Annotated in this window: 24 protein-coding genes; 19 read left to right on the top strand and 5 right to left on the bottom strand. The window is 30.9% G+C overall.

The genetic code is table 11. The features are described 5' to 3' along the window. Positions 1 to 21: 21 nt before the first annotated feature. A complete protein-coding gene (locus OREMA_RS0110585; RefSeq protein ID WP_018249242.1) occupies positions 22 to 783 on the top strand; it encodes an MBL fold metallo-hydrolase in 762 nt (253 codons plus the stop codon). A 27-nt stretch (positions 784 to 810) separates the two neighbouring features. On the opposite strand, the gene OREMA_RS18395 is transcribed toward OREMA_RS0110585, so the two are convergent. After that, the gene (locus OREMA_RS18395; RefSeq protein WP_018249241.1) at positions 811 to 1,155 is read right to left on the bottom strand and encodes a terminase small subunit; all 345 of its coding nucleotides are present in this window, start codon (positions 1,153 to 1,155) and stop codon (positions 811 to 813) included. A gap of 385 nt (positions 1,156 to 1,540) precedes the next feature. Here OREMA_RS18395 and OREMA_RS0110570 point away from each other — a divergent pair, with 385 nt between their 5' ends. From OREMA_RS0110570 to OREMA_RS0110550, 5 genes are all read left to right on the top strand, one after another. Beyond that, on the top strand, positions 1,541 to 2,578 hold the full coding sequence (locus OREMA_RS0110570; RefSeq protein ID WP_018249239.1) for a YeiH family protein: 1,038 nt from the start codon (positions 1,541 to 1,543) through the stop codon (positions 2,576 to 2,578). A 75-nt stretch (positions 2,579 to 2,653) separates the two neighbouring features. Then, the gene (locus tag OREMA_RS0110565) at positions 2,654 to 2,881 is read left to right on the top strand and encodes a hypothetical protein (RefSeq protein WP_018249238.1); all 228 of its coding nucleotides are present in this window, start codon (positions 2,654 to 2,656) and stop codon (positions 2,879 to 2,881) included. A gap of 10 nt (positions 2,882 to 2,891) precedes the next feature. Next, positions 2,892 to 3,554 carry a PrsW family intramembrane metalloprotease gene (locus tag OREMA_RS0110560; protein WP_018249237.1) on the top strand — a complete coding sequence of 221 codons (663 nt, stop codon included), beginning with the start codon at positions 2,892 to 2,894 and terminating at the stop codon, positions 3,552 to 3,554. A 129-nt stretch (positions 3,555 to 3,683) separates the two neighbouring features. Next, entirely contained in the window at positions 3,684 to 5,069 is a 1,386-nt protein-coding gene (locus tag OREMA_RS0110555; RefSeq protein ID WP_018249236.1) for an NAD(P)/FAD-dependent oxidoreductase, read from the top strand. Between the two features lie 466 nt (positions 5,070 to 5,535). After that, on the top strand, positions 5,536 to 5,793 hold the full coding sequence (locus tag OREMA_RS0110550) for an AbrB/MazE/SpoVT family DNA-binding domain-containing protein (RefSeq protein WP_018249235.1): 258 nt from the start codon (positions 5,536 to 5,538) through the stop codon (positions 5,791 to 5,793). Between the two features lie 209 nt (positions 5,794 to 6,002). Here the strand turns inward: OREMA_RS0110550 and OREMA_RS0110545 are convergent, their stop codons facing one another. Next, positions 6,003 to 6,527: a TlpA family protein disulfide reductase gene (locus OREMA_RS0110545; RefSeq protein ID WP_018249234.1), complete on the bottom strand. Its 525-nt coding sequence runs from the start codon at positions 6,525 to 6,527 to the stop codon at positions 6,003 to 6,005. Positions 6,528 to 6,707: 180 nt separating this feature from the next. Between OREMA_RS0110545 and pcrA the strand changes: the two genes are divergently transcribed. Continuing rightward, positions 6,708 to 8,828 (top strand): DNA helicase PcrA, encoded by a 2,121-nt coding sequence (pcrA, locus tag OREMA_RS0110540; protein WP_018249233.1) that lies wholly within the window; start codon positions 6,708 to 6,710, stop codon positions 8,826 to 8,828. A 110-nt stretch (positions 8,829 to 8,938) separates the two neighbouring features. Continuing rightward, positions 8,939 to 9,862 (top strand): manganese-dependent inorganic pyrophosphatase, encoded by a 924-nt coding sequence (locus OREMA_RS0110535; protein WP_018249232.1) that lies wholly within the window; start codon positions 8,939 to 8,941, stop codon positions 9,860 to 9,862. Positions 9,863 to 9,904: 42 nt separating this feature from the next. Here OREMA_RS0110535 and OREMA_RS0110530 read toward each other — a convergent pair whose 3' ends face one another. Beyond that, complete coding sequence (locus tag OREMA_RS0110530; protein ID WP_018249231.1) at positions 9,905 to 10,582, bottom strand: potassium channel family protein; 678 nt, start codon at positions 10,580 to 10,582, stop codon at positions 9,905 to 9,907. Positions 10,583 to 10,977: 395 nt separating this feature from the next. Between OREMA_RS0110530 and ligA the strand changes: the two genes are divergently transcribed. From ligA to gatB, 6 genes are all read left to right on the top strand, one after another. Then, on the top strand, positions 10,978 to 12,960 hold the full coding sequence (gene ligA, locus OREMA_RS0110525) for an NAD-dependent DNA ligase LigA (protein WP_018249230.1): 1,983 nt from the start codon (positions 10,978 to 10,980) through the stop codon (positions 12,958 to 12,960). A gap of 92 nt (positions 12,961 to 13,052) precedes the next feature. Then, the gene (locus OREMA_RS0110520; RefSeq protein ID WP_018249229.1) at positions 13,053 to 13,490 is read left to right on the top strand and encodes a peptidylprolyl isomerase; all 438 of its coding nucleotides are present in this window, start codon (positions 13,053 to 13,055) and stop codon (positions 13,488 to 13,490) included. A gap of 252 nt (positions 13,491 to 13,742) precedes the next feature. Continuing rightward, entirely contained in the window at positions 13,743 to 14,135 is a 393-nt protein-coding gene (locus OREMA_RS0110515) for a hypothetical protein (protein WP_018249228.1), read from the top strand. Between the two features lie 263 nt (positions 14,136 to 14,398). After that, a complete protein-coding gene (gene gatC, locus OREMA_RS0110510) occupies positions 14,399 to 14,686 on the top strand; it encodes an Asp-tRNA(Asn)/Glu-tRNA(Gln) amidotransferase subunit GatC (RefSeq protein WP_018249227.1) in 288 nt (95 codons plus the stop codon). Positions 14,687 to 14,793: 107 nt separating this feature from the next. Beyond that, entirely contained in the window at positions 14,794 to 16,254 is a 1,461-nt protein-coding gene (gatA, locus tag OREMA_RS0110505) for an Asp-tRNA(Asn)/Glu-tRNA(Gln) amidotransferase subunit GatA (RefSeq protein ID WP_018249226.1), read from the top strand. A 91-nt stretch (positions 16,255 to 16,345) separates the two neighbouring features. Beyond that, positions 16,346 to 17,797 (top strand): Asp-tRNA(Asn)/Glu-tRNA(Gln) amidotransferase subunit GatB, encoded by a 1,452-nt coding sequence (gene gatB, locus OREMA_RS0110500; protein ID WP_018249225.1) that lies wholly within the window; start codon positions 16,346 to 16,348, stop codon positions 17,795 to 17,797. A 35-nt stretch (positions 17,798 to 17,832) separates the two neighbouring features. Here gatB and OREMA_RS0110495 read toward each other — a convergent pair whose 3' ends face one another. Beyond that, positions 17,833 to 19,071, bottom strand: coding sequence for a citrate/2-methylcitrate synthase (locus OREMA_RS0110495; protein ID WP_018249224.1), 1,239 nt, complete (start codon positions 19,069 to 19,071; stop codon positions 17,833 to 17,835). A gap of 401 nt (positions 19,072 to 19,472) precedes the next feature. On the opposite strand from OREMA_RS0110495, the gene OREMA_RS0110490 reads away from it, so the two are divergent. Next, positions 19,473 to 20,492, top strand: a complete 1,020-nt coding sequence (locus tag OREMA_RS0110490; RefSeq protein WP_018249223.1) for an isocitrate dehydrogenase (NAD(+)) — start codon at positions 19,473 to 19,475, stop codon at positions 20,490 to 20,492. 34 nt (positions 20,493 to 20,526) lie between these two features. Here OREMA_RS0110490 and OREMA_RS18875 read toward each other — a convergent pair whose 3' ends face one another. Continuing rightward, the gene (locus OREMA_RS18875) at positions 20,527 to 20,670 is read right to left on the bottom strand and encodes a hypothetical protein (protein WP_018249222.1); all 144 of its coding nucleotides are present in this window, start codon (positions 20,668 to 20,670) and stop codon (positions 20,527 to 20,529) included. 152 nt (positions 20,671 to 20,822) lie between these two features. On the opposite strand from OREMA_RS18875, the gene rlmD (OREMA_RS0110480) reads away from it, so the two are divergent. From rlmD (OREMA_RS0110480) to OREMA_RS0110465, 4 genes are all read left to right on the top strand, one after another. Continuing rightward, positions 20,823 to 22,196 (top strand): 23S rRNA (uracil(1939)-C(5))-methyltransferase RlmD, encoded by a 1,374-nt coding sequence (rlmD, locus tag OREMA_RS0110480; protein WP_018249221.1) that lies wholly within the window; start codon positions 20,823 to 20,825, stop codon positions 22,194 to 22,196. 130 nt (positions 22,197 to 22,326) lie between these two features. Continuing rightward, the gene (rlmD, locus tag OREMA_RS0110475; protein WP_018249220.1) at positions 22,327 to 23,694 is read left to right on the top strand and encodes a 23S rRNA (uracil(1939)-C(5))-methyltransferase RlmD; all 1,368 of its coding nucleotides are present in this window, start codon (positions 22,327 to 22,329) and stop codon (positions 23,692 to 23,694) included. A gap of 108 nt (positions 23,695 to 23,802) precedes the next feature. Beyond that, the gene (locus OREMA_RS0110470; protein WP_018249219.1) at positions 23,803 to 24,003 is read left to right on the top strand and encodes a cold-shock protein; all 201 of its coding nucleotides are present in this window, start codon (positions 23,803 to 23,805) and stop codon (positions 24,001 to 24,003) included. A gap of 478 nt (positions 24,004 to 24,481) precedes the next feature. Beyond that, entirely contained in the window at positions 24,482 to 24,955 is a 474-nt protein-coding gene (locus OREMA_RS0110465) for a GAF domain-containing protein (RefSeq protein WP_018249218.1), read from the top strand. Positions 24,956 to 24,996 lie beyond the last annotated feature (41 nt).

Below are 24,996 nucleotides of genomic sequence, written 5' to 3'. Positions count from 1 at the left end.
TATTCTAATGGAGGTGCTTTTTTGGAAATTACTTTTTTAGGAACAGGAACTTCTCATGGTGTACCAATTATAGGATGTAGTTGCTCTACTTGTTTATCTAATAATCCTAAGAATAAAAGGTATAGATCATCTATTTATATAGAGTTAGATACTAGCTCTTTATTGATTGATACTGCACCAGAATTACGCTTACAACTAATAAGAAATAATATAACAACTATTGATGCAGTACTATTTACACATACTCATGCTGATCATTTGATGGGGTTTGATGATTTAACAGGGATTAATAGGCTACAAAAGAAAGCGATACCTTGTTATGGTAATCAAAGGGCCATTAAAGAAATTAAAAGAGTTTTTTCTTATATTTTTAATCCTTTTCAAATAGGTGGTGGGATTCCAGAGGTTACTTTACACCAAGTAAGTGGAAATTTTGAAATAAAAAATAGCACCATAGTTCCTATACCTATTAAGCATGGTAAGTTAGATATATTAGGTTATAGGATTGCCAATATGGCATATCTAACTGATTGCAGTTTTATCTCTGCAGAAAGTTATAGGTTATTAGAAGGAATAGACCTACTGATTATAGATGCTTTACGCTATGAACCCCATTCAACTCACATGAATATTGATCAAGCCTTAGAAGTGGTAAATAAACTTGAAGTACCTCAAACTTATTTTACTCATTTATCCCATCGTCTTGAGCATGAAAGTGTCAATAAAGATTTGCCTAATAATGTTCAGCTTGCTTATGATGGATTAAAAATAAGTATAATATAGTAAAATAAAAGGAGCCTTGTTTAAGGCTCACTTGTTAATTGATCTGTTTCTTTCCTTTTTAATAGCATTATTAATTTTGGCTAATGATAATAAAATTGTTCCATTTGCATTGGCTGTTCTTTTGGAATATCCTGCCCGAATGGCAGCTTTTTCTACATGGTGATCTTTTAAATATTCTACTACAAATTTTTTCTGTCTTTCATTTAATGGATCAGATTTTCTTCCCTTTAACTTCTCCCATTTGTTTTTAAAGAATATATCTTCAGGAAATTCTTTGTTTTCCGAATCTGATTGGGAAATTGAAGAATTGTTTTTTTCTTGCTTATTATTGTTAAAGCCCTTTAGTAATTTCCTCCAAATCTTTTCTAACATGTTATCTCCCCCTCATAAATAATTATATTCTAGTTATATTGTTAATTATTACTATATTTACTATAGAAGCAACTATAGATTTTAGGGATTAGGTATTAGTAAACCCTAAAAGTTAATCTCTAGTAGCTAAAAGATAATGACCAATTTAATATTTCTTTTAAGTTTAAAATTTTAAACTTTACCTATATTCAAATGACTGTGGGTAAAGTTTTTTTCATATTTTATTGCTGAGATTAATAATTTTATAAAGGAGGTGAAAATAAATGGAACTGGAGAAGATAGGGGTTTCTACCGATTGGATAGCTGTAATTATAGGGATTGTTTTAGGATTGTTAATTAAGTTAGGATTAATTGATAATATTTCTTGGTAAAAAGGAGGATTCATATGTCTGTTGTAGAATTAGCAAAGAGTTATAAATTAAATTTGATAACTTCTAGACTAATAAAGAAGATCCCTGGTATAATATTGTTATTTGTAGTGGGGTATATTTCGAAAATCATAGCAGGGTATATTCCTCATATGGAGTATGTGTTAATTGCAATTTTATTAGGAATACTAATTAGTAATACAATTAAATTGCCCCAAATATTTGTAGCAGGAATAGAAAGCTATGAATTATGGTTAAAATTAGGGATTGTTTTATTAGGAGCTAGATTGGTATTACAGAATATATTAGAAATAGGGACAATTGGATTAATACTAGTTGTGTTGGAAATTATAGTATCTATAGTAACTGTAAAATTTCTGGCTAAAAAATTTGGGCTGAGTGATAAATTAGGAAGTTTATTGGGGATAGGAATTGGAATTTGTGGTGTATCAGCAATTATTGGTGCTTCTGGTGCTATAGATGCCGATGAAGAAGAAGCTAGTTTGGCTATAGCTACAATACTGATTTTTGGAGCAATTATGGTATTTTTATATCCGCTTTTAGGCCAAATTATGGATTTGTCAGATCAAGCTTTTGGGTTTTGGTCAGGGTTAGCTATTGATAATACTGCAGAATCTTTGGCAACAGGTTTTGCATTTTCTGAAGCAGCAGGTCAAGTTGCTACTATAACTAAGTTATCTAGAAATGCATTAATGGGAATTATAATCTTATTTTTTGCTCTTTATTATGCTAAACAAGGAGTGACAGAAGAAGTTGAGAATAAAGCTAAATTTATTTGGGATAGATTTCCTAAGTTTTTATTAGGCTTTTTATTGATGTCACTATTATCAACTCTAGGTTTTTTTAGTAAAGAAAATATTGCTAATATTAAGCACCTTTACAAATGGGCATTTATGTTGTCTTTTGTTGGTGTTGGTTTTAGAACGGAAATTTCAAAGATGAAAGAAAGTGGTCTCAAACCATTTTTTGTTGGTTTAGGGGCTGAAGTTGTAGTTAGTATAGTGACTTTAATAACAATTTTACTTATTTATTAATATTATGTATTAAGTAAGCTTAGGTTTGTGAATATAATTCAGTCTTTAAGATATAATAATTGATGAGGTGAGAAAATGGTAATAGGAGTAGAGATAATCAGCTCAAAAAGATATGATTGTTTTAATATGATAATAAAGGACTACATCAGTTTATTAAAATTACAAGAAGTATTAGATGTACCATCAGAATATAGTATATTAGTTAATGGGTTTTATGAAGTTGAGGATTATCAGATAAAGCCTTATGACCAGATTGCATTTATAATTAATCCAGTAATTACTGAAGTTAAAAAGATAAACTAGGAGGAAGATGATGAACATATTTTGGTTGTTATTTGTATCACTGTTACCTGGTCTATTATGGGTCTACTTTTTTTACCGCAAAGATAGATATGAACCAGAACCAGCTGCTTTAGTTTTAAAGGCTTTTATTTATGGAGCTTTGGCTGTGGTTCCTGTTGGATTTATAGAAACTCCTTTTGCTAGATCGATATCCAACCCATCAAATCTTTTTATCTTATTGCTTTTGACAATTGGAGTAATTGGTATAGTAGAAGAATTTGCAAAGTTTGCAGTAATTAGATATACGATTTATAATTCTGAAGAATTTGATGAACCAGTTGATGGAATTATTTATTCTGTATCAGCCGGTTTGGGTTTTGCTGCTTTGGAGAACTTATTATATACCTATGTATTTGGATTTCAGGTTGGGCTAATTAGAGCCGTAATTACGAGTTTAGTTCATGCATCTTTTTCTGGAATTATGGGCTATTATTTGGGTAAAGCAAAGATCGAAAAGCAATCTTCCTTAATTTATAAAGGGTTGATATCGGTTATTATTTTGCATGGAGTTTATGATTTTTTAATTATGAGTGGATTAGTGTCTAATTATATTGTTTATTCTATGGTAGGGCTTTTTTATGTTTATCTAATAATACTAATTAATCGAGCTGTTGAGGCATCTCCTTTCAAATAAAAACGAATGTTAGTTGATAGAATACCTTAAATATTAGCTTAAATGTTGAAATAAAGTATAATTTATGGTAATATAATTAAGGTGGCTTTAAAATAAACGAACATTCACTTTGAATGAAAGGGTGATTTGATGTCCAAAAATTATGATTTAGTAATTGTAGGTGCAGGTCCAGCCGGTATTTTTACTGCATTAGAATTAGTTAAAAAAAGTGATTTAGATATTTTGATCTTAGAAAAAGGTATAGATATAGCAAAAAGAGATTGTCCAATGAAATCTAAAGATATAGATTGTATAAAATGTAAGAATTGTTCTATTGTTTGTGGTTGGGGTGGAGCTGGAGCTTTTAGTGATGGTAAGTTGACTCTCTCCAATGAAATTGGTGGGCATTTAGACGAATATATAGGAAAAGAACGATTGGCTGAGTTAATAGATTATGCAGATGAAGTTTACAAAAAATTTGGGGCTCCTGATAAAGTATATGGACCTTCAAAAGAAATTATAGAAGAAATTAACGATCAAGCTATTAAAGCAGAATTGAAATTTATACCTTCAAAAATTAGACACTTAGGAACTGGTCATAGTAAAAGTGTTCTAAGTAAGATGAAAGATCATTTAATAGAGAATGGAGTGGATGTTAGAACCGGAGTTAAGGTAGAAGAACTTATAGTAGATGGCGATAAAATCATAGGGGTAAAGACTAGTAAAGGAGAAGAGATTAATAGTCAGATGGTTGTAGTTGCTCCAGGTAGGGAAAATGCTGAGTGGCTTACATCAGAAGCACAGAGATTAGGTATTAGAACAACTATTAACCCTGTAGATATAGGTGTTAGAGTGGAATTGCCAGCAGCTGTTATGAAAGAGCTGACTGACGTTGTTTATGAATCTAAGTTTATTTACCATTCTCCCACTTTCGATGATAAAGTTAGAACTTTCTGTATGTGCCCTAATGGTGAGGTGGTAAATGAAAATAACAATGGTTTAATTACAGTTAATGGTCATAGCCATGCTACAAGGAAAAGTCAGAATACTAACTTTGCTTTATTGGTTAGTAAAACATTTACAGAACCTTTCAAAGAACCAATTACTTATGGTAAGGATATTGCTAAATTAGCTAACCTATTAGGTGGAGGAGTAATTGTTCAACGTTTAGGAGATTTCCTCAATGGAAGAAGGTCTACTGCTGAAAGAATTAAGCGTGGATTAGTAACTCCAACATTAAAGGATGCTACTCCTGGTGATTTGAGCCTAGTATTACCATATCGTCACTTAAAGGCTATAGATGAAATGTTACAAGCTTTGGATAAGGTATGCCCTGGGGTTTATTCTCGTCATACACTTATATATGGGGTAGAAGTTAAATTTTACTCTTCTAGACTAGAAGTTAATAATACTTTAGAAACAAAAATTAAGAATTTATATACTGCTGGCGATGGTGCTGGTATTACTCGTGGTTTAATGCAGGCTTCTTCATCAGGAATTGTGATTGCAGAAAATATTTTAAAAAAAATAAAATAGATAAAAAGCTCCTAACTGATTTTTCAGTTAGGAGCTTTTTATTTTAAAGTGTTTAATTATTACTATATATTTATATAAAAAGATATAATATCACAGAGAATTTAATTAATTTGTATAAGATTAATTTTTTAATTAATTTAAAAATATCTGGAAAAAGATTGACAAGGTGTGGGAGGTCTGATATAATTCATTTGCGTAAGATGTCGAAAAATGTCTTGTAAAAAAATATAAGTAATACAATTATTTTTATTTTATAAGAATAATTGTTTTCCTTTACTTGGTAAAACTAATTTTGAACATACATAATTTAATCCGGAAACCATTAATTTCAAAACTAATTATATTTTAACAGCAAAAAAAAGTATTTTTTAGTAAAAACTTATTGACATAAGTTGGATAAATTGCTATAATGTAATTAAATCAAAATAAATGTCGAAACTTATCTTATTTAAGGAGGAATATATTTATGAAATCAACTGGTATTGTAAGAAAAGTAGATAATTTGGGTAGAATGGTGATTCCAATTGAATTAAGAAGAACTTTAGGAATTGATACAAAGGATCCACTAGAAATTTATGTGGATGACGATAAGATTATCTTCAAAAAGTATGAACCAGCATGTACTTTCTGTGGAAATGCAGGAGATACAGTAGACTTTAAAGGTAAAGTTATTTGTACAGAATGTTTAGGAGAAATGACTGATAAAGCAGAAGAAACTGCTTAATTTAGGGATTATCAATTACTTAAAAAAGTAAGCTGGAGTTTAAACTCCAGCTTACTTTTTTTTTGCTAAGATAAATTAATATTTTTGTCCAAAATATTAATTTTGTCGAAAAATAATATTTGAAGTGATTTAATATATAGTAAATACTATATATTAAATTGTTATTGAATTTTGGTAGCTATAATTTGGAATATTATAGCTGCTAAGATTTAGAGAGATAGAGATGTGAGATGTTCTTTTAAAAGTTTTTCTAACTCAGTTTCTTCTTTTAGTCCAACAGTAATAAATGGTTTATCATAGGGATTATAAAATACTAGGGTAGGAATTGCAGTAACGGATAATTTTTCTGTTAATTTTACTTTTTTATCAATTATAATCGGATAATTAATTTCGCTTTGATTAATTAGCTCTTGGATCTTCTTTGGATCAATATTACCTATAGCAATTGCTAAAATATTCAACTTAGGATATTGGTTTTTGAACTTTTTTAATATATCTAATTCTTCTTGGCAGCTTTTAGATTGTGGAAGAAAGAATAATAAGATAGTAGGTTGAGCAAGTTTATTAAAGCTGATTTTATTATTTTCTAAATCGGTTAAAGTGATTTTAGGAAGGTGAACTTTTTCTTTTGAATGAGCTTCTTCTTTAAATTTAAAAATAATACTGATAATTCCACCAATAAAAAAGCTAATTATTAAAATAAAGGTTATCATTATTATAATTAGTTTTTTCATTATTATCACTCCTTTATAAAAGGTATTATATATATAGCCATAATATAACTATTGTTCACTGGCCAAAATATTAGACAATGTATGCTTTTTAAGATATAATGTTAGAGTGAATTTGTTGCTATAATTATAACTTTGATATAATAAGTTTTGTAAACTCCGAAACTAATGAGGAGGAGTAAAATGGATATTTTAAAAGGATTAAACAAAGAACAAAAAATGGCTGTAGAACATAATCAAGGACCATTATTAATTTTAGCTGGAGCTGGAAGTGGAAAAACAAGGGTTTTGACCCATAGAATTGCTTATTTGATCTATAAATATGATGTATCAGCAGCAAATATTCTTGCTGTAACTTTCACTAATAAAGCAGCTGGAGAAATGAAAGCTAGAATTGAGAATTTAATTTCAAAAAATAGTAATCAAATTTGGATGAGTACTTTTCATTCTATTTGTGTTCGGATTTTAAGACGAGAAATTAAAAAGTTGGGATATGAGTCCAATTTTGTTATCTTTGATACATCAGATCAAAGAACTTTAATTAAAAATATTTTAAAAGAATTAAATATAGATACTAAGAAATTTAATCCTAGAGCTGTTTTAGGTAGAATTAGTAATGCTAAAAATGAACTAGTGTCAGAACAAGAATTTGAAGTTAATGATTACTTTGAAGAAATTGTAGGACAAGTTTATTCTGTTTATCAAACAAGATTGAAGGATAATAATGCACTAGATTTTGATGACTTAATTATGAAGACGGTAGAGTTATTTGAAGAATATCCGGCAGTTTTAGATTATTACCAAGAGAAATTTAAATACATATTAGTTGATGAGTATCAAGATGTGAATCATGCTCAGTATAAATTAATTAATTTATTAGCTGAACGTTATAGAAATATTTGTGTTGTGGGTGATGATGATCAAGGTATTTATGGTTTTAGAGGTGCCGATATTAGTAATATCTTAAGTTTTGAAAAGGATTACCCTGATACAGAAATAATAAAGTTAGAGCAAAATTATCGCTCCACCAAGAAAATATTAGATGCTGCCTTTGCAGTTGTTCGTAATAATGTTAACAGGAAAGAAAAAAAGTTGTGGACAGAAAATTCTGAAGGTGAAGCTTTAAAATTATATAAAGCACAAAGTGGAAAGGAAGAAGCTCGATATATAAGTAAAGAGATTCTCAAATTAAAAAAGAAAGAGGATTATAGTTTTGAAGACTTTACTATCTTATATCGAACCAATGCTCAGTCTAGAATTTTGGAGCAGACACTAATAAGAATGGATATCCCCTATCGAATGATTGGTGGATTGAAGTTTTATGATCGTAAAGAGATTAAAGATATTTTAGCTTATTTAAGGTTAATCTATAACCCTGATGATGATATAAGTTTAGAAAGAATTATTAATGTTCCCAAAAGAGGTATTGGAGCTACTACTTTTGGTCGCTTAAATGATTATGCTAGACAAGAAAGTATTAGCTTACTAGATGCTGTTTATCAAGTTGATAAGATTGATAGTATTAGTAGTCGTGCCAGTAATAAAGTTAGAAAATTTGGTGAGATTATAAAAGGACTTAGAGAAGAAGCAGGTAAATTATCGGTATTAGCTTTGGCTGAGGATTTATTAAAGACAACTGGATATTTAGAAAACTTAAAATCACAAGGAACAGATGATGCTAAAAATAGAATCGATAATATCAATGAATTATTAGCTGGAATGGAAGAATTTAATCAAGAAGATCCAGAAGGGAAATTAGGAGATTTCTTAGAAGAGGTTGCCTTGGTTGCAGATATTGATAATTTAGACCAAGATGCAGAAGCAGTAGTCTTAATGACCTTACATAGTGCCAAAGGATTGGAGTTTCCAGTAGTCTTTTTAGCTGGTATGGAAGAAGGCCTTTTTCCGCATAGTAGGTCTATGGAAAGTGAAGATGAAATTGCTGAGGAAAGAAGATTGTGTTATGTAGGTATTACTAGGGCTGAAGAGAGATTATATTTAACCTATGCAGGTTATCGTAATGTTTATGGAAGAACTCAATATAATTCACCTTCTCGTTTTATTGGAGAGATTCCAGATGATCTTTTTAGAGCAGATGAAGAAGATGATAATTCAGAACAGAAAGTTGAAACTTCACAAGAAAGTAAGTTTAATGCTGGAGATAGAATCTTTCATATTAAATGGGGACAGGGAACTGTTATTGCAGTGGGTTATGAGAATAATTTAGAAAAGATAACAGTTGCTTTTCCTAATGAAGGTATCAAAGAATTAGCTACTAAATATGCTAAGCTTACAAAAATTTAATAGATCTAAAATGTATAATTGATAATGTATAATTAAAAATTAACTTTTTAGATTTTTTATTATGCATTCTAAATTATAAATTATTAACTATTAACCAAGGGGGAAATAAAATGAGTATTTATGTTGTAGGACATCAAAATCCTGACACAGATTCTATCTGTGCGGCAGTTACTTTAGCAAATTTAAAGCAAGAGCTAGGAGAAGATGTGGAAGCAATTAGGTGTGGAAAGGTTAATGCAGAAACAGAATTCATTTTAGATAAGTTTAATATAGAAGCACCTAAATTAGTTGAAAAGCTAAACAAAGGTGATAAAGTATTCTTAGTAGATCATAATGAAGCTAGTCAAGCTATTGCAGGATTAGAAGAAGCAGAGCTAACAGGTGTAGTTGATCACCATAGAATTGGTGGATTAGAGACTAGTGGACCAATCTACTTTAGAAATGAAACAGTAGGCTGTACTAGTACAATTGTTACAAAAATGTATAAAGAAAACAATGTAGAAATTACAGATGAAATGGCTGGTTTATTATTATCTGCAATTTTATCTGATACTGTAATCTTTAGATCTCCAACTTGTACTGAAGAGGATAAAGAGATTGCCAATGAATTAGCTTCACAATTAGGCTTAGATGTTGAAGAGTATGGAAAAGAGTTATTTAAAGCTGGTTCTGTTGTAAATGTATTATCGGCTAAAGAGTTAGTAACTAATGATTATAAAGAGTATGAGTTTGCTGGAGATACTATTGGTGTAGGGCAAATTGAAATAATGAGTTTAGATGAAGTTAATGATAATAAGAAAGGCGAGATTTTAAATGCTATTGATGAAATAGTAGAGGAAAAAGGATATAAATTCTTATTATTAATGGTAACAGATATTATAGAAGAAGGAAGTTTATTACTATATAATCCAGAAGCTAAAGATATTATTGCTGAAGCTTTTGATGTAGAAGTAGAAGAAACAGAAGTTTATTTAGATGGAGTATTATCTAGAAAGAAACAGATTATTCCAGTTTTATCTGATTACTTAGCATAATATAAAAAAAGAAGCTACTTTAAAGTAGCTTCTTTTTTTATATTAACTTACTTTCTCAGTTGTTTTTCCCTTTATTATTTCTAATAATTTATCTTTTATTTCAGGATCAGCTAGGGCAATAATTGTATCTTTGGCTTTGATAATAGTATTCCCTCTAGGAACTATTGCTTCATCTCCTCTTAAGATGGTAATTAATATAGCTTCATCTGGTATATTAATTTCTTTGACCATCTTAGTATTAACGGGAGAGAATTCGTCTATTTGTATATAGTGCATCTTTAAATCTTTGATGCTATCTGCCCAAAGTTTCGATGTTTCTTTGATATCAATCTCTTCTTGAATTAATCCTAACATTAATGAAGTGGAACTTATGACTTGATTAACACCTAACCATTCAAATAGCTTCTCATTTCCTGGGTTATTAACCAAGGTTAATGTTTTTGGAACATTAAATTGTCTTTCAGCTAATTGGCATATTACCAAGTTATCTTGGTCATTGCTTGTTACTGCAACCACAATATTTGATTCATCTGCTTTTGCTTTTTCTAAAAATTTTCTTTGTGTTCCATCGCCTAATATAACATTAACATCTAATTCATTTTTTAGTCTATTAACTTTTTTTTCATCTGATTCAATTACTGTTACTTGATGAGCAAATTTGTGGCAGTATTTAGCTAATTGATATCCTTTTTTACCACCACCAACAATAATTATTTTCATCTTGCTACCTCCTTCGCCAATTATAGGCTTGGGTAAGAAATTTTTTTAGTAAAAAGACCATCATATATTATACTATAGATTAGAAGGAGATGCAAAGAAATCCTATAGTTTTATAGAATAAAAAGTAATTTATTGCTATAAATTTCATGATCTCTTTCTTGATTAAGAGGCTAATATTTTAAATTTATCTAATTATATTATTTTATGAAGGAATTTAAACTATAATCACTAAGTAAATAGAGTGTAATAGATGTATTATTCTCAGCTGATTAAGAGATAATAAAGTGAAACTAAAGATCGATATTTGTTAATTCTTTTCTTTGGCTTATTTCTAAGGGTGTAAGTTGTAGCTTAAAGGCAAGTCTATATAAATTAATATCGGTGAGGGGAGAGTTATGAAAGAGATAGAGAATAGGGTTGATGAGTTAAGAAAGAAGATTCGTAAGCATAACCATTACTATTTTGTTCTAGATGGACCACAGATTAGTGATAGAGAATACGATAAATTAATGCAAGAATTGATCCAATTAGAGGAAGAGCACCCAGAATTAATTACTCAAGATTCGCCAACACAACGAGTGGGTGGAGAAGCTATTGATGAATTTAATAAGGTAGAACATGAAATTCCTTTATTAAGTTTGGCTAAATCATTTTCAGAAGAAGAATTAAGAGAATTTGATAAACGAATCAAAAAAGAAGTTGATGCTAGTTTTAATTATGTAGTAGAATTAAAGATTGATGGACTATCAGCATCATTAATTTATAGAGATGGGTTATTAGTTCAAGGGGCTACTAGAGGAAATGGCCGAGTTGGTGAAGATGTAACCCATAATATTAAAACTATTAAAAGTATTCCTCTTAGATTAGATCAAGAGCTTAATTTAGAGGTTAGGGGAGAAGTTTATTTTCCTAAAGATAGATTTGTAGAATTAAATCAAAGGCGAGAAGAGTCAGGAGAAGAGAAGTTTGCTAATCCTCGTAATGCAGCAGCTGGAACTTTGCGACAGCTTGATCCTAAAATAGCAGCTAATCGTCCCTTAGATATTTTTATCTATGATAGTGCTTATATTGAAAGAGAAAGTTTTAACTTACATAATAAAAGATTAGAGTATCTTCAAAAGTTAGGATTTAAGTTAAATCAAGAATATAAGCTTTGTGATAATATTGACGAGGTTATTAGTTATTGTCAAGAATGGACTGAAAAGAGAAATGAACTGAATTATGAAATTGATGGTATTGTAATTAAGGTAAATAATCTGGCTTTACGTGATCAATTAGGAAGTACAGCAAAGCATCCGCGTTGGGCTATGGCTTATAAATTTCCTGCACAACAGAAAGAGACTCAGATTAAAGATGTAGAGATTACAGTAGGGAGAACCGGTTCTTTAAATCCAACAGCAATCTTAGAACCTATTTTGTTGGATGGTTCTGTGGTTAGTAGAGCTACTTTGCATAATCAAGATGAGATAGACCGTAAGGATATTAGAATTGGGGATAAGGTGATTGTACAAAAAGCTGGTGATATTATTCCACAGGTAGTTCGTGTACTAAAAGAGAAGAGAACTGGTCAAGAGGAGAAATTTGAGATTCCAAAGCATTGTCCAGTTTGTGGTGCAGAAGCAGTAAGATTAGAAGGTGAAGTTGTGATTAGCTGTACTGGTGGAGCTTGTCCTGCCCAATTGCGTGAGGAAATCATACATTTTGTACAAAGAAATGCAATGAATATAGAAGGTGTAGGTCCATCTTTGATCCAACAATTACTAGATAATGATTTAATTCAAGATGTGGCTGATCTTTATTATCTAAAAAAAGAAGAATTAATGAATTTAGATAGAATGGGTGAGAAATCTAGTCAAAATGTGATAGCTGCTTTGGAAAAGAGTAAAGATAACTCTTTAGCACAATTGATCTTTGGATTGGGGATTAGACATGTAGGAAGTAGAGTTGGGCAAGTCTTAGCTCAAAATTATAAAGATATAGATGCTATAGCCCAAGCAGATGAAGAAGAGTTATCTGCTATTAATGAAATTGGACCTAAAATTGCTCAAAGTATTGTTAGCTATTTTGATCAAGAGCAAAACCTTAATATAATAAAAAAATTGAAAGAAGCAGGTGTCAATTTAGAGTCACAAACTTCTAATATTGAAAAAACATTAGAAGCTAAGAAGATTGTAGTTACTGGTAAGTTAGAGGATTTCACTCGTAAAGAAGCCAAAACTGCAATTACTAACTTAGGTGGCAGGGTAACTAGTTCTGTAAGTAAGAACACAGACTATCTAGTTGTAGGAGAAAATCCAGGTTCTAAGTATGATAAGGCCCAAGAGATAGGTGTAAGTATTTTAAATGAAGCAGAGTTTAAAGATTTGATTGGGTCATAGGTCATAGGTCATAGGTCATAGGTCATAGGTTATAGGTGTTAGGAAATTCATAAAACCTAGAACCTAATAAGTAAAAATAAGGAGGAATATTGATGAGAAAAGCAATAATGGAAACAGAAAAGGGAACAATGGAGATTGAATTTTATGAGAAGGATGCACCAAATACTGTAGATAACTTCTGTAAATTAGCGAAAGATGGTTTTTATGATGGGTTAACTTTCCATAGAGTTATTCCTAACTTTGTAATTCAAGGTGGTTGTCCTAAAGGTGATGGAACAGGAGGGCCTGGTTATACTATTGACTGTGAATTAGATGGAGATAATCAATATCATGATCGTGGTGTATTATCTATGGCTCATGCTGGAAGAAATACTGGAGGATCACAATTTTTTATCTGTCATAGTAGAGATAGAACTTCACATTTAGATAGAAATCATACTTGTTTTGGAAAGGTTGTAGAAGGTCTTGAGGTAATTGATGATATTAGACAAGGTGATGTAATTAATAAAGTAACGATTAAGAATAAGTAGTATGGTGTAAAAAGAGAGCAAATGAGATTTAAATCTCATTTGCTCTCTTTTTTATTTTTTAAATAAAAATTGACTGATTAAAATCAAAACCTACAATCTTCCAGTAAAATTATTGAATTATATAATATAAAGTGGTATATTGGAAACAGATAAGTTTTTCTTAATTTTAATAATTATAAACTTTTATACTAAGATAATATTAAATATAGTAATTAGGTGTATGAAATAAAATTAATGTTTGGAGGTGATTTAATGAGTAAGTATGAAGCATTACGTTCAATTACAGCTGGATGGATAGTTGGGGTTTTGTTGGCAATTCAGACATTTATCTTTCCATTATTCTTTATGAAGGAATTTCAGGTTACTAATTTCACTATTAGCTCAATAGTTATACTTATATTAAGTGTTGGAATTTATTTGAAGAGTAGAGTTTGTGCTATTTTATTATTTGCCATGTACATTATTTCTAATATATTAGATCTTGTTAATGATCCATTATCTATGATTTCAGTATTTATAATGATTAGAATTATCTTTTTGAAGGGACTATATCAAGGAGTAAAAGGTACTTTTGCTTATCAAGAGATTATGGAAGTTGAAGGAAATAAAATTGATAGTAAAGACTTTAAACAGAAGATTTTATAAATTCTTATTAAGATATTATCTATTTTAAATTAGATATATTGAGTAAAATAATTGGTGTAATTTTATAATAAAGTTGTTAATTATTTAAAATGCATATAATAATTTCTGATTCTGGAGAAACTATATATCGATATATAGTTTCTTTTTGCGGTCTTAGAGAGCTTATGATATAATAATTAATTAGTTAAATAACTTGGAATTATATTTTATAGTTGATTTTATTTGCTAAATTGCTAATATATTAATAAAAGGGTGGTGAAAATATGAAAATCGATAAAGAAACTGTAGAGAAGGTTGCACATTTAGCTAGGTTAGAAGTGAGTGAAGAAGAAAAAGATTTATTTGCTCATCAATTAAGCGATATTTTGGAGCATGCAGAAAAATTAAATGAGCTTGATACAGAAGATGTAGATCCAATGGCTCATGTTCTAGAAGTTAACAATGTGTTTAGAGAAGATAAAGTTAGAGATTCTCTTGATAGAGAATCAGTTTTAGCAAATGCTCCTGAAAAGGATCAAGGAATGTTTAAGGTGCCACAAATTGTAGAATAATTAGGAGTTTGGTTATAGGGGTTAGGTGTTAGGAAGATCTAAGGCCTAAAACCTAGAGCCTAGAGCCTAGAGCCTAAAGCCTAAGAATAAACAAGGAGGGAAAGGATATGGAACTTTATCAATTAACTGCCCATAAACTACATGAGAAATTGGTTAATGGGGAAGTTAGTGCTAGAGAGATTACTGAGTCTATTTATAATAGAATTAATCAGGTTGAAGAAGATGTACAAGCTTATATAACATTAACTAAGGAAGAGGCATTAAAACAGGCAGATAAAGTAGATGAAAAGATTTGCAATGGTGAAAAGATTGGTCCATTAGCAGGAATTCCAATTGCTATTAAAGATAATATGTCTACTGAAGGAGTTAAGACTACTTGTGCTTCTCAGATATTACATAATTATAAACCACCTTATGATGCTACAGTAATTAAAAAGTTAGCAGCAGAGGACTTTGTAATGGTAGGTAAGGCTAATATGGATGAATTTGCAATGGGATCTTCTACTGAAAATTCTGGAATGCATCCAACATCAAACCCTTGGGATTTAGAAAGAGTTCCAGGAGGTTCAAGTGGTGGATCTGCAGCAGCAGTTGCAGCAGATGAAGCTATTATTTCTTTAGGATCAGATACAGGTGGTTCTATTCGCCAACCTGCAGCTTTATGTGGAATAGTAGGAATGAAGCCTACTTATGGCCTTGTTTCTCGTTATGGTTTAGTTGCTTTTGCATCATCTTTAGATCAGATTGGACCTTTTGCTAAGGATATAACAGATTGTGCTTTAGCTTTAAATTACATAGCAGGTCATGATGAATTTGATTCCACTTCTGTTGATAGAGAAGTACCAGATTATACAGAAAGTTTAAATAAGGATATTAAAGGGATGAAAATTGGTGTTCCTACAGAGTATTTTGGTGATGGAATTGATCAAGAGGTTAAAGATGCTGTTTGGAATGCTATTAAAAAGTTAGAAGAATTAGGTGCAGAATATGAAGAGGTATCTTTACCACATACTGACTATGCTTTATCTGCATATTACTTAATTGCACCTGCAGAAGCAAGTTCTAACTTAGCTCGTTATGATGGAGTGCGTTATGGTTTAAGAAATAAAGAAGCTAAAGGTTTAGTGGAAATGTATAAGAAGACTCGTCAAGATGGTTTTGGTGATGAGGTTAAACGTAGAATTATGTTAGGAACTTATGCTTTGAGTTCTGGGTATTATGATGCTTATTACAAAAAAGCACAGAAAATCAGAACTTTAGTTAAGCAAGATTTTGACAAAGCCTTTGAAAAATATGATGTTTTAATTTCACCAACAACTCCAACTACAGCATTTAAAATTGGAGACAAATCTAATGATCCATTAGAAATGTACTTATCTGATATCTGTACTATTCCAATTAACTTAGCTGGTATTCCTGCTTTATCTATGCCATGTGGATTAGATAGTAAAGGGTTACCAATTGGTTTACAGATAATAGGTACTCACTTTGGAGAGGAAAAGATTTTACAAGTTGCTCATGCTTTTGAGCAAGCTACAGAATTTCATAAAAATAAACCTAATTTGTAGATTAGCTACTACTTTTAGCTTTTAGTAAAGTCAAAAATTATAATTAATTTAATAGCTAAAGGCTAATAGCTAAAATAACGGAGGTGTAATTATGTTAGACGGTTATGAAATGACAGTTGGGTTAGAAGTTCATGCCCAACTTGATACAAATACTAAGATTTTTTGTGGGTGTAAGAATGAGTTTGGTGCTGAGCCAAATAATCATACATGCCCAATTTGTTTAGGATTACCGGGAACATTACCAGTTTTAAATGAGAAAGCAGTAGAGTATATTATTAAAGCAGGTCTTGCTTTAAATTGTGAAATAGCTACTTTTAGTAAATTTGATCGTAAGAACTATTTCTATGCTGATTTGCCTAAGGCTTATCAAATCTCTCAATTTGATCTACCTTTCTGTGAAAATGGAGAGATAACAATTCAGCCTGAAGGTGAAGATGAAATGAAAGTAGGAATTACTAGAATTCACTTAGAAGAGGATGCTGGTAAGTTAAATCATGCTGGTTCTGATATATCTAGTGCTAATTCTAGTTTAGTAGATTATAATCGAGTAGGTACTCCTTTGATTGAGATAGTAAGTGAACCAGATATTCACTCACCAGAACAAGCTATTGCTTATTTGAAGAAATTAAAGAGTATTATAGAGTATATTGGAGTTTCTGATTGTGATATGTCCCAAGGATCAATGAGAGCAGATGTTAATATTTCTGTAGCTCCAGTTGGGTCTGATAAGTTAGGAACTAGAACTGAACTTAAGAATATGAACTCTTTTAAAGCTATTGAAAAGGCTTTAAGATATGAGCCAAGAAGACAGATTAAAGTTTTAGAATCTGGTGGTGAAATTATACAAGGTACTTTAACTTGGGATGATGAAGCTTCTAAGACAAGAGCTATGCGTAGTAAAGAAGAAGCTCATGATTATCGATATTTCCCAGAGCCTGATTTAGTACCAGTAATTGTTGATAAAAGTTGGGTAGAAGAGATAAAATCTACTCTTCCAGAATTGCCTGATGTTCGCCAAGAAAGATATGTAACAGAGTTTGGCATTCCAGAATATGATGCGGGAGTTATTACTGCTGATAGAGAGATGGCAGATTTCTTTGAAACTGTTGTTAGTGAATATGATGATGCCAAAACTGCTAGTAATTGGATGATGGGTGATGTATCTAAACTTCTTAATGAAGAAGGGATCTCCATAGCTGAAGCTAAATTTACTCCTGAAGATTTAGCTAAGATGTTAAATCTAATGGATGAAGGAACTATCTCTAGTAAGATTGCTAAAACAGTTTTTGAAGAGATGTTTGCTACAGGTAAAGATCCAGATACAATTGTAGAAGAAAAAGGATTAAAGCAGATTAGTGATACTAGTGAATTAGAGGATATTATTGATCAAGTTCTAGAAGAAAACCAGAGTGCATTAGAGGATTATCGTGGTGGTAACAAGAATGTATTTGGTTTCTTTATTGGTCAAACTATGAAGGCTACACGTGGTAAAGCAAACCCAGGGGTAGTTAATAAAATTTTAAGAGAGAAATTAGAAGGATAAAATAAAAAATTCCCACTAAAATTAGTGGGAATTTTTTATTTTTTGATAGATCTTATTTCAGAGCCTTTATATAATTGCTTAGGTCTAAAGATACTATTTTTAGATTCTATATTTTCCAACCAATGAGCAGACCAGCCCATTATTCTTCCTAAAGCAAAGATAGTTGTAAAGTAATTTGATTCTATATTCATAGCTTTTAGTATTAATCCAGACCAAAAGTCAACATTTGGATATATTCCTTTACTTCCTAACTGTTGTAAAGCTATTTTTTCTACCTCTTCAGCTACCTTATATAAGTCTTCAAGAGAACTATCAATTTCAAAAGGGTTATTAGTATTAAAAATCTGAGGTAATAACTCCTTTTTAAAGTAAACACCCCGCGGATCATAGGTTTTATAGACTCTATGGCCCAAACCCATTATTTTTTCACCCTGAGATTTTTTATTATTTATATATTCTTCTGCTTTTTCAGGGACTTCAATTTCTTCTAACATTTTAATTACTTTTTCATTAGCGCCACCATGAAGTGGTCCTGATAATGAATTAATAGCAGAAGCTATTGATGCAAAAATACTTGCATGGGATGATCCAACAGCTCTTACGGAGAATGTACTATTATTAATAGTGTGGTCAGCATGCAAGATTAGAAGTTTTTCGAATATATCTACTAATTTTTGATTTTTCGATGATTCTTCATCGAGACAATATAAAGCATATTGAGCAAAGGAATTAAATTCTTTTCCTTCAGCAAAATTAGGATTATTTGTTCTATATACTCCTATTAATGTAGGTAGTTTTGCTATTAGCCTAATAACTCTTTCTATATTTTCCTTTTGGTTTTGAATATTAAATGATGTATTGTCACTACCTTGTAATAAAAGTACCCCAGTGCTTAACATATACATAGGATGAAGATTTCTATCCATATTTGTAATTAGATCTGTTACTTTAGAATCCACTTTTTTATGTGTGAGGAGCTTACTCCTCAATTCTTCTTGCTCTTCTTTGTTAGGTAGCTCTCCTGTAAGTAAAAGAAAGCAAACCTCCTCATAAGAACAGTTATTTGCTAATTCTTCTACAGGATATCCTCTAAAAGTCAATATTCCTTTTTCTCCATCGATATTACTTATTGTTGATTCAACTATTGGTATGCCTTTGAGCCCAGGAAAGTAACCTTTGTCAAATAAGGTACTTATTATTTCTGAATACTCTTTTTGTGTTCTCTCTTCTGTAATATTACAGACACAAAGACATTCTTTTATTTTCTCTAACATAGTATAACAACTCCTTTATTACTCTACTACTTTTGCTATAATATAGTTATATCTTTATAGCAATTTTCATAATAAATATACCTAAACAAGAATATTTATACTTAAAACAATAAAAAACAGGCTAGCTATTGGTGATATTATACTATCATATATTTAATATTTTGGCAACTATATGTTAACTGTATACTTAGCATACCTTATTATTATCTGCAAACGGGGTGATATTTTTTAATATAGATAAGTATTACTTTATTTACCATGCTATTAAGAATTGATTGACAAATAGTTAGATAAAAGTTATAATAATGATAAAGTTATTGACATAACATGATAAATAATTGACATTTAAATTAATGTATATTTATACAATAAGCTAATAAGTAGTGAGGAGTGAGCATAAAATGTATGATGTAACTTTAATTCCTGGTGATGGAATTGGGCCAGAGATTACTAAATCGATTAGAGAGATTATTGAAGTAACTGGAGTAAAGATTAATTGGGAGATAGTAAATGCAGGAGCTGGAGTGATGGATGAATATGGTACTCCTTTACCTGAAGAAGTATTGGATTCTGTTAGAAAGAATAAGGTTGCGCTTAAAGGGCCGATTACTACTCCTGTAGGTAGTGGATTTAGAAGTGTGAATGTAGCTATCAGACAAAAGTTAGATTTATATACTAACTTACGACCAGCCAAAATTATGAAAGGTTCTCCAACTAAATTTGAAAATTTAGATGTTGTTATTTTTAGAGAGAATACAGAAGGTCTATATGCAGGAATAGAACATATGGTTGGTGATGATGCTGCAGAAAGCATCAAAATTATTACTCGCAAGGCTTCTGAAAGAATTGTTAAGGCTGCTTTTGAATATGCTAAGAAGAATGGTCGTCAAAAGGTAACTGCGGTACATAAGGCTAATATTTTAAAGTTGAGTGATGGCTTATTTAAGTCAGTTGCTGAAGAAGTTGCTAAAGATTATCCAGAAATTGAATTTGATAATAAGATTGTAGACAATATGTGCATGCAGTTAGTGCAATATCCAGAAAATTATGATGTATTAGTATTACCTAATCTTTATGGAGATATAGTTTCTGATCTTTGTGCAGGCTTAATTGGAGGTTTAGGTTTAACTCCAGGTGCAAATTTAAATGATGAACTTGCTGTATTTGAGGCAGTTCATGGTTCTGCTCCTGATATAGCAGGGCAGAATAAGGCTAATCCAATTGCCTTATTATTATCTTCTTGTATGATGCTTAGGCATTTAAATGAAGAAGATGCTGCAAATGCTATTGAAACTTCAGTTGAAGAAATTTTAGAAGAAGGAAAAGTATTAACTGGAGATTTAGGAGGTAGTGCTACTACTACGGAAATAACAGCAGAGATCATTAATAAAGTAAAAGATAAAATAAAAAAGATAGCTTAATTTAAAATAACTAAGTGCTTCTTTCAAGAAGCACTTAGTTATTTTTTGTTAGTAATTTTAATTGTTTTATTCTAGCAGTTAATTTGAATTTTTCTTTATGATTTTTTGAGTTTTTCTTCTGCCAAGTTAATTTCTCAATTAAAGTTTCAATATTATGTAATGTTTCTTTTCTTAACATTTTATCCTCCTTTAAGCAGGTAAGTTTATTTCTATCTAGAAACTAGAATGAGAGCTAATATCTTAGTGAATGATATTAATATGCACTGATAAAATGATTTTAATACCATATATTTACATAGAAATGGATTTAGTTTATAAGGGGAGAGATAAATGTCTAAGAAACCAGTAAGTGTTGGAGATATAGTAGAGATAGAGCTAGAGAGTTTAGCCCATGGGGGGGATGTAGTAGGTAGAATTGATGGATATGCTATCTTTATACCGCAAGGTGTTCCTGGGGAAATAGCTAAAGTTAAGATAACTCAAGTAAAAAAGAATTATGGACGTGGAGAAATTATTGAAGTTATTGAGGAGTCTGAAGATCGAATTACTCCATCATGTCCCTTTAGCGATAGGTGTGGTGGTTGTCAGGTACAACATATAAATTATCAAGCCCAACTAGATCATAAACAGAAAATCGTTAGGGATAATATTGAAAGAATAGCAAAGTTGACAGATATAAAGATTAATCCTGTCAAAGGAATGGATAATCCTTTCTTTTATCGTAATAAGGCTCAATTTCCATTAGCTAAGAATGAGGAGGGTAAAGTAATAACAGGTTTTTATGCACCAGGTAGTCATAAGTTAATTGCTATTGATAAATGTGGAATTCAACATCCATTGATAAATAGAATTTCTGAAAGAACAGTTGAGTTAATTGAAGAATATGAACTCAGTATTTATAATGAAAAGAAGCATCAGGGTTTACTTCGACATTTAGTTGTAAGGGTTGGAGTTTGTACTAATCAAGCAATGTTGATCTTTGTTACCAAGGATAATAAATTTCCCGAAGCTAGAAAGATTGCTAAGAGATTAATGGCTGATATTCCTGAATTGCTTAGTGTACAGCACAATATAAATCCTAAGAAAACCAATGTAGTATTAGGGAAATTGACTAAGACTTTAGCAGGAGATGATCATATCTTTGACTATATAGGAAGAATTAAATATAAGATATCACCACTATCTTTCTTTCAGGTTAATACTTTACAAGCTAAAGTATTATATGATCAAGCAGTTGAGTATGCAGGGTTAACTGGTCAAGAAAAAGTGATTGATGCTTATTGTGGATTGGGTTCAATTACCCTTTATGTATCTGATCAATCTCAAGAGGTTTATGGAATTGAAGTAGTAGAAGAAGCCATTGAAGCTGCTAAAGAGAATGCTGAATTCAATGGAATAGAAAATTGTCACTTCCAAGCAGGGAAGGTGAGAGAGGTCTTACCAGAACTAAAAAAAGAGTTCATTCCTGAGATGATTATAGTTGATCCACCACGAAAAGGATGCCATGAAGAAGTATTAAAGACCTTTGTAGAGATGGAACCTGAGAGAATAGTTTATGTGTCTTGTAATCCAAGTAGCTTAGCTAGAGATTTAAAATATCTAGATGCTCATGGTTATGAAACGGTAGAGATTCAACCAGTAGATATGTTCCCACAGACTTATCATATTGAGAATGTAGCGCTGATAAAGAGAATTGACAATTAAATTTAAGATTAAAGGCAAAGTAAAATATAGCAAGTATTTATAACTAATGTAGGGGCGAGTTGTGACTCGCACTAACTGGCCTTTAGTTACATGAAAAATAAATTTATAAATACAGAAAGGAGAAATAACTATGGCTAAAGTGAAAAAAAAAGCTGTATTAGAAGTTAAAATAGAAGAAACTGCATTTCCAAATATGGGTGTTGCTTATATAGATGGTCATGAGATTAGAGTAAAGAATGCTTTGCCAGGTCAGAAAGTCAAAACCTATTTGTCTCGGAAAAGAAAGAATTATTACAAAGGTAAATTATTAGAAGTATTAGAAAGATCACCTTTAGAAAAAGAGGTACAATGTCCTCATTATGAAAAGTGTGGTGGATGTAGCCAACAGAGTATTGAATATCAATTACAAATAGATAATAAGGCTAAACAAGTTCAGAAGTTATTGGATAATTTCGGTATAGAGGATTATCAATTTCTGGGAATTGAACCTAGTCCTGATATCTTTGAATATCGTAATAAGATGGAATTTAGTTTTGGAGATCTAGAAAAAGGTGGAGAATTGCAACTAGGTATGCATCCGCGAGGTCGCCGTTTTGATATCATTAGTGTTGATTCATGTTGTTTAGTAGATAATGACTTTAGATTAATCTTAACTACTGTTTTGAATTATTTTAGAGAACAAGGATTTAAAAAATATCATGTTCAGAGTAGGGAAGGGTATTTACGTAATTTAGTGGTTAGAAAGGGGTTAAATACTGGTGAAATCTTAGTTAATCTTGTAACAACTTCTCAAATAGATCATGATCCAGTTGAATTGAGTAAGAGGTTAGAGAAATTAGATTATAAGGGAGAACTAGTTGGCTTTATACAAACTATTAATGATGATTTTTCTGATGCTGTAAAATGTGATGAGTTGATAGTTCACTATGGAAGAGAATATTATTATGAAGAATTATTAGGACTAAAATTCAAGGTAAAACCCTTTTCTTTCTTTCAACCTAATACTTCGGGAGCAGAGAAATTATATTCAATAGTTAAAGAATTCTTAGGGGATGCAGATGATAAATTAGTCTATGATTTATATTGTGGGACGGGAAGTATCGGCCAGATTGTTGCCTCAAATGCTAAAGAAGTAGTAGGGATTGAGATAGTAGAAGAAGCTGTAGAAATGGCAAAAGAGAATGCTGAATTAAACGGTCTAGATAACTGTCGTTTTATTGCCGGTGATGTATTAGAAAAGATTGATAAGTTAGCCAAGAAACCAGATTTAATAATTACTGATCCTCCAAGGGCTGGAATTCATCCAAAAGCATTACCAAAGATTATAGATTTTGCTTGCGATGAGATGGTTTATGTATCTTGTAACCCGAGAACATTAGCACCAAATTTAAAGGAATTTCAAGATGCAGGATATTTGGTGGAAAAGGTTAAGTGTGTAGATATGTTTCCTCATACAGCTCATGTAGAGACTGTAGTAAGGTTATTTAAAATAAAATAATCATTTTTTAAATTTATTTTCAACTTTTCTTTGACACTAAGAATATACTATGCTATAATTTAATTATTAAGGCCTAGAAGGGCAAGAAAATAGGAGGAATTAATTTTTATGAACAAAGGTACAGTAAAATGGTTTAATGCAGAAAAAGGTTATGGATTTATTGAAAGAGAAGCTGGAGACGACGTATTCGTACATTTCTCAGCTATCCAAGGTGACGGATTCAAAACTCTAGAAGAAGGTCAAGCTGTAGAGTTTGATATTACTGAAGGAGATAGAGGACCTCAAGCTGCAAACGTAACTAAGTTATAATTGGATATTATGCGTAAGCACTAATATATAGATTATTGCTTAAGTAAAAAACACCACTCTGTTAACAGAGTGGTGTTTTTTTATTTATGGTGGGTTTTTGGTTATCGAACTCTCCTCTTAATCCCCTTCCTTTATCCTAAGTGAGTGAAGAAAAGTCAAAATCTAAAATAGGTTCCCCTTCTTGAGATGAAGAGGGGGAGTAAGGGGGCGTTGTGATGTTTTAAGATATCGAACTCTCCCCCGCCCCCTCGCTTTGTCTAAAGCGAGGGGGAAATACTTATTTTGTTTTGTTTTTGTTCCCTCTCCTAAGAGTAGGAGAGGGGTTAGGGGTGAGTTCTTGATTTTACAGAAGTTATCCTTAACTTGATACGTATAGGGAGTGTTGTGATCTCTTTGTTATATATTTAATTATATTTGCAGGAATAAAAGAAACAATATAGAAGAATAATTGATTATAACAGTATAAGGAGCGATAAATATGAAAAAAGATAAAGTCTATGAAAATATACTATTACAAGTTAAAGGTCTAATCTCTGCTGAAAATAATTTAATAGCTAATTTAGCTAATGTTTCAGCGGTACTCTACAATAATTTAGATCAGGTCAATTGGGCAGGATTTTATTTGTGGCAAGAGGAACAATTGATTTTAGGGCCTTTTCAAGGAAAGTCAGCTTGTGTAAGAATAGAAAAGGGAAAAGGTGTTTGTGGAACTTCTATCGAAAAGAAAGAGACCTTAGTAGTAGAAGATGTTCATCAATTTTCAGGTCATATAGCCTGTGATTCAGCATCAAATTCTGAGATTGTAGTACCTATTATTATTAATGACAAGGTAAAAGGTGTGTTAGATATAGATAGTCCCATAAAAAATAGATTTGATCGATTAGATCAAAAATATCTAGAAGAGATAGTTGAGATATTGATTAAAGGAAGTAATTGGAGTTATTCTCTTTAACAAATAAATTTAAAATTTTTAATAAAATCTTTACTTTGTGA

It is taken from the genome of Orenia marismortui DSM 5156 (assembly GCF_000379025.1).
Lineage (GTDB): Bacteria > Bacillota > Halanaerobiia > Halobacteroidales > Halobacteroidaceae > Orenia > Orenia marismortui.
This window is presented reverse-complemented; position numbering and strand designations above follow the sequence as displayed.

What these genes read in the sequence shown, in the direction of transcription:
- gatB (WP_018249225.1), top strand. Translation starts at nt 16,346, where the DNA reads ATGTTAGACGGTTATGAAATGACAGTTGGGTTAGAAGTTCATGCCCAA.
- ligA (WP_018249230.1), top strand. Translation starts at nt 10,978, where the DNA reads ATGAAAGAGATAGAGAATAGGGTTGATGAGTTAAGAAAGAAGATTCGT.
- rlmD (WP_018249220.1), top strand. Translation starts at nt 22,327, where the DNA reads ATGGCTAAAGTGAAAAAAAAAGCTGTATTAGAAGTTAAAATAGAAGAA.
- OREMA_RS0110565 (WP_018249238.1), top strand. Translation starts at nt 2,654, where the DNA reads ATGGTAATAGGAGTAGAGATAATCAGCTCAAAAAGATATGATTGTTTT.
- OREMA_RS18395 (WP_018249241.1), bottom strand. Translation starts at nt 1,155, where the DNA reads ATGTTAGAAAAGATTTGGAGGAAATTACTAAAGGGCTTTAACAATAAT.
- OREMA_RS0110545 (WP_018249234.1), bottom strand. Translation starts at nt 6,527, where the DNA reads ATGAAAAAACTAATTATAATAATGATAACCTTTATTTTAATAATTAGC.
- OREMA_RS0110495 (WP_018249224.1), bottom strand. Translation starts at nt 19,071, where the DNA reads ATGTTAGAGAAAATAAAAGAATGTCTTTGTGTCTGTAATATTACAGAA.
- OREMA_RS0110530 (WP_018249231.1), bottom strand. Translation starts at nt 10,582, where the DNA reads ATGAAAATAATTATTGTTGGTGGTGGTAAAAAAGGATATCAATTAGCT.
- OREMA_RS0110535 (WP_018249232.1), top strand. Translation starts at nt 8,939, where the DNA reads ATGAGTATTTATGTTGTAGGACATCAAAATCCTGACACAGATTCTATC.
- OREMA_RS0110520 (WP_018249229.1), top strand. Translation starts at nt 13,053, where the DNA reads ATGAGAAAAGCAATAATGGAAACAGAAAAGGGAACAATGGAGATTGAA.
- OREMA_RS0110570 (WP_018249239.1), top strand. Translation starts at nt 1,541, where the DNA reads ATGTCTGTTGTAGAATTAGCAAAGAGTTATAAATTAAATTTGATAACT.
- OREMA_RS0110555 (WP_018249236.1), top strand. Translation starts at nt 3,684, where the DNA reads ATGTCCAAAAATTATGATTTAGTAATTGTAGGTGCAGGTCCAGCCGGT.
- OREMA_RS0110465 (WP_018249218.1), top strand. Translation starts at nt 24,482, where the DNA reads ATGAAAAAAGATAAAGTCTATGAAAATATACTATTACAAGTTAAAGGT.
- OREMA_RS18875 (WP_018249222.1), bottom strand. Translation starts at nt 20,670, where the DNA reads ATGTTAAGAAAAGAAACATTACATAATATTGAAACTTTAATTGAGAAA.
- OREMA_RS0110550 (WP_018249235.1), top strand. Translation starts at nt 5,536, where the DNA reads ATGAAATCAACTGGTATTGTAAGAAAAGTAGATAATTTGGGTAGAATG.
- rlmD (WP_018249221.1), top strand. Translation starts at nt 20,823, where the DNA reads ATGTCTAAGAAACCAGTAAGTGTTGGAGATATAGTAGAGATAGAGCTA.
- OREMA_RS0110490 (WP_018249223.1), top strand. Translation starts at nt 19,473, where the DNA reads ATGTATGATGTAACTTTAATTCCTGGTGATGGAATTGGGCCAGAGATT.
- OREMA_RS0110470 (WP_018249219.1), top strand. Translation starts at nt 23,803, where the DNA reads ATGAACAAAGGTACAGTAAAATGGTTTAATGCAGAAAAAGGTTATGGA.
- pcrA (WP_018249233.1), top strand. Translation starts at nt 6,708, where the DNA reads ATGGATATTTTAAAAGGATTAAACAAAGAACAAAAAATGGCTGTAGAA.
- gatC (WP_018249227.1), top strand. Translation starts at nt 14,399, where the DNA reads ATGAAAATCGATAAAGAAACTGTAGAGAAGGTTGCACATTTAGCTAGG.
- OREMA_RS0110515 (WP_018249228.1), top strand. Translation starts at nt 13,743, where the DNA reads ATGAGTAAGTATGAAGCATTACGTTCAATTACAGCTGGATGGATAGTT.
- gatA (WP_018249226.1), top strand. Translation starts at nt 14,794, where the DNA reads ATGGAACTTTATCAATTAACTGCCCATAAACTACATGAGAAATTGGTT.
- OREMA_RS0110560 (WP_018249237.1), top strand. Translation starts at nt 2,892, where the DNA reads ATGAACATATTTTGGTTGTTATTTGTATCACTGTTACCTGGTCTATTA.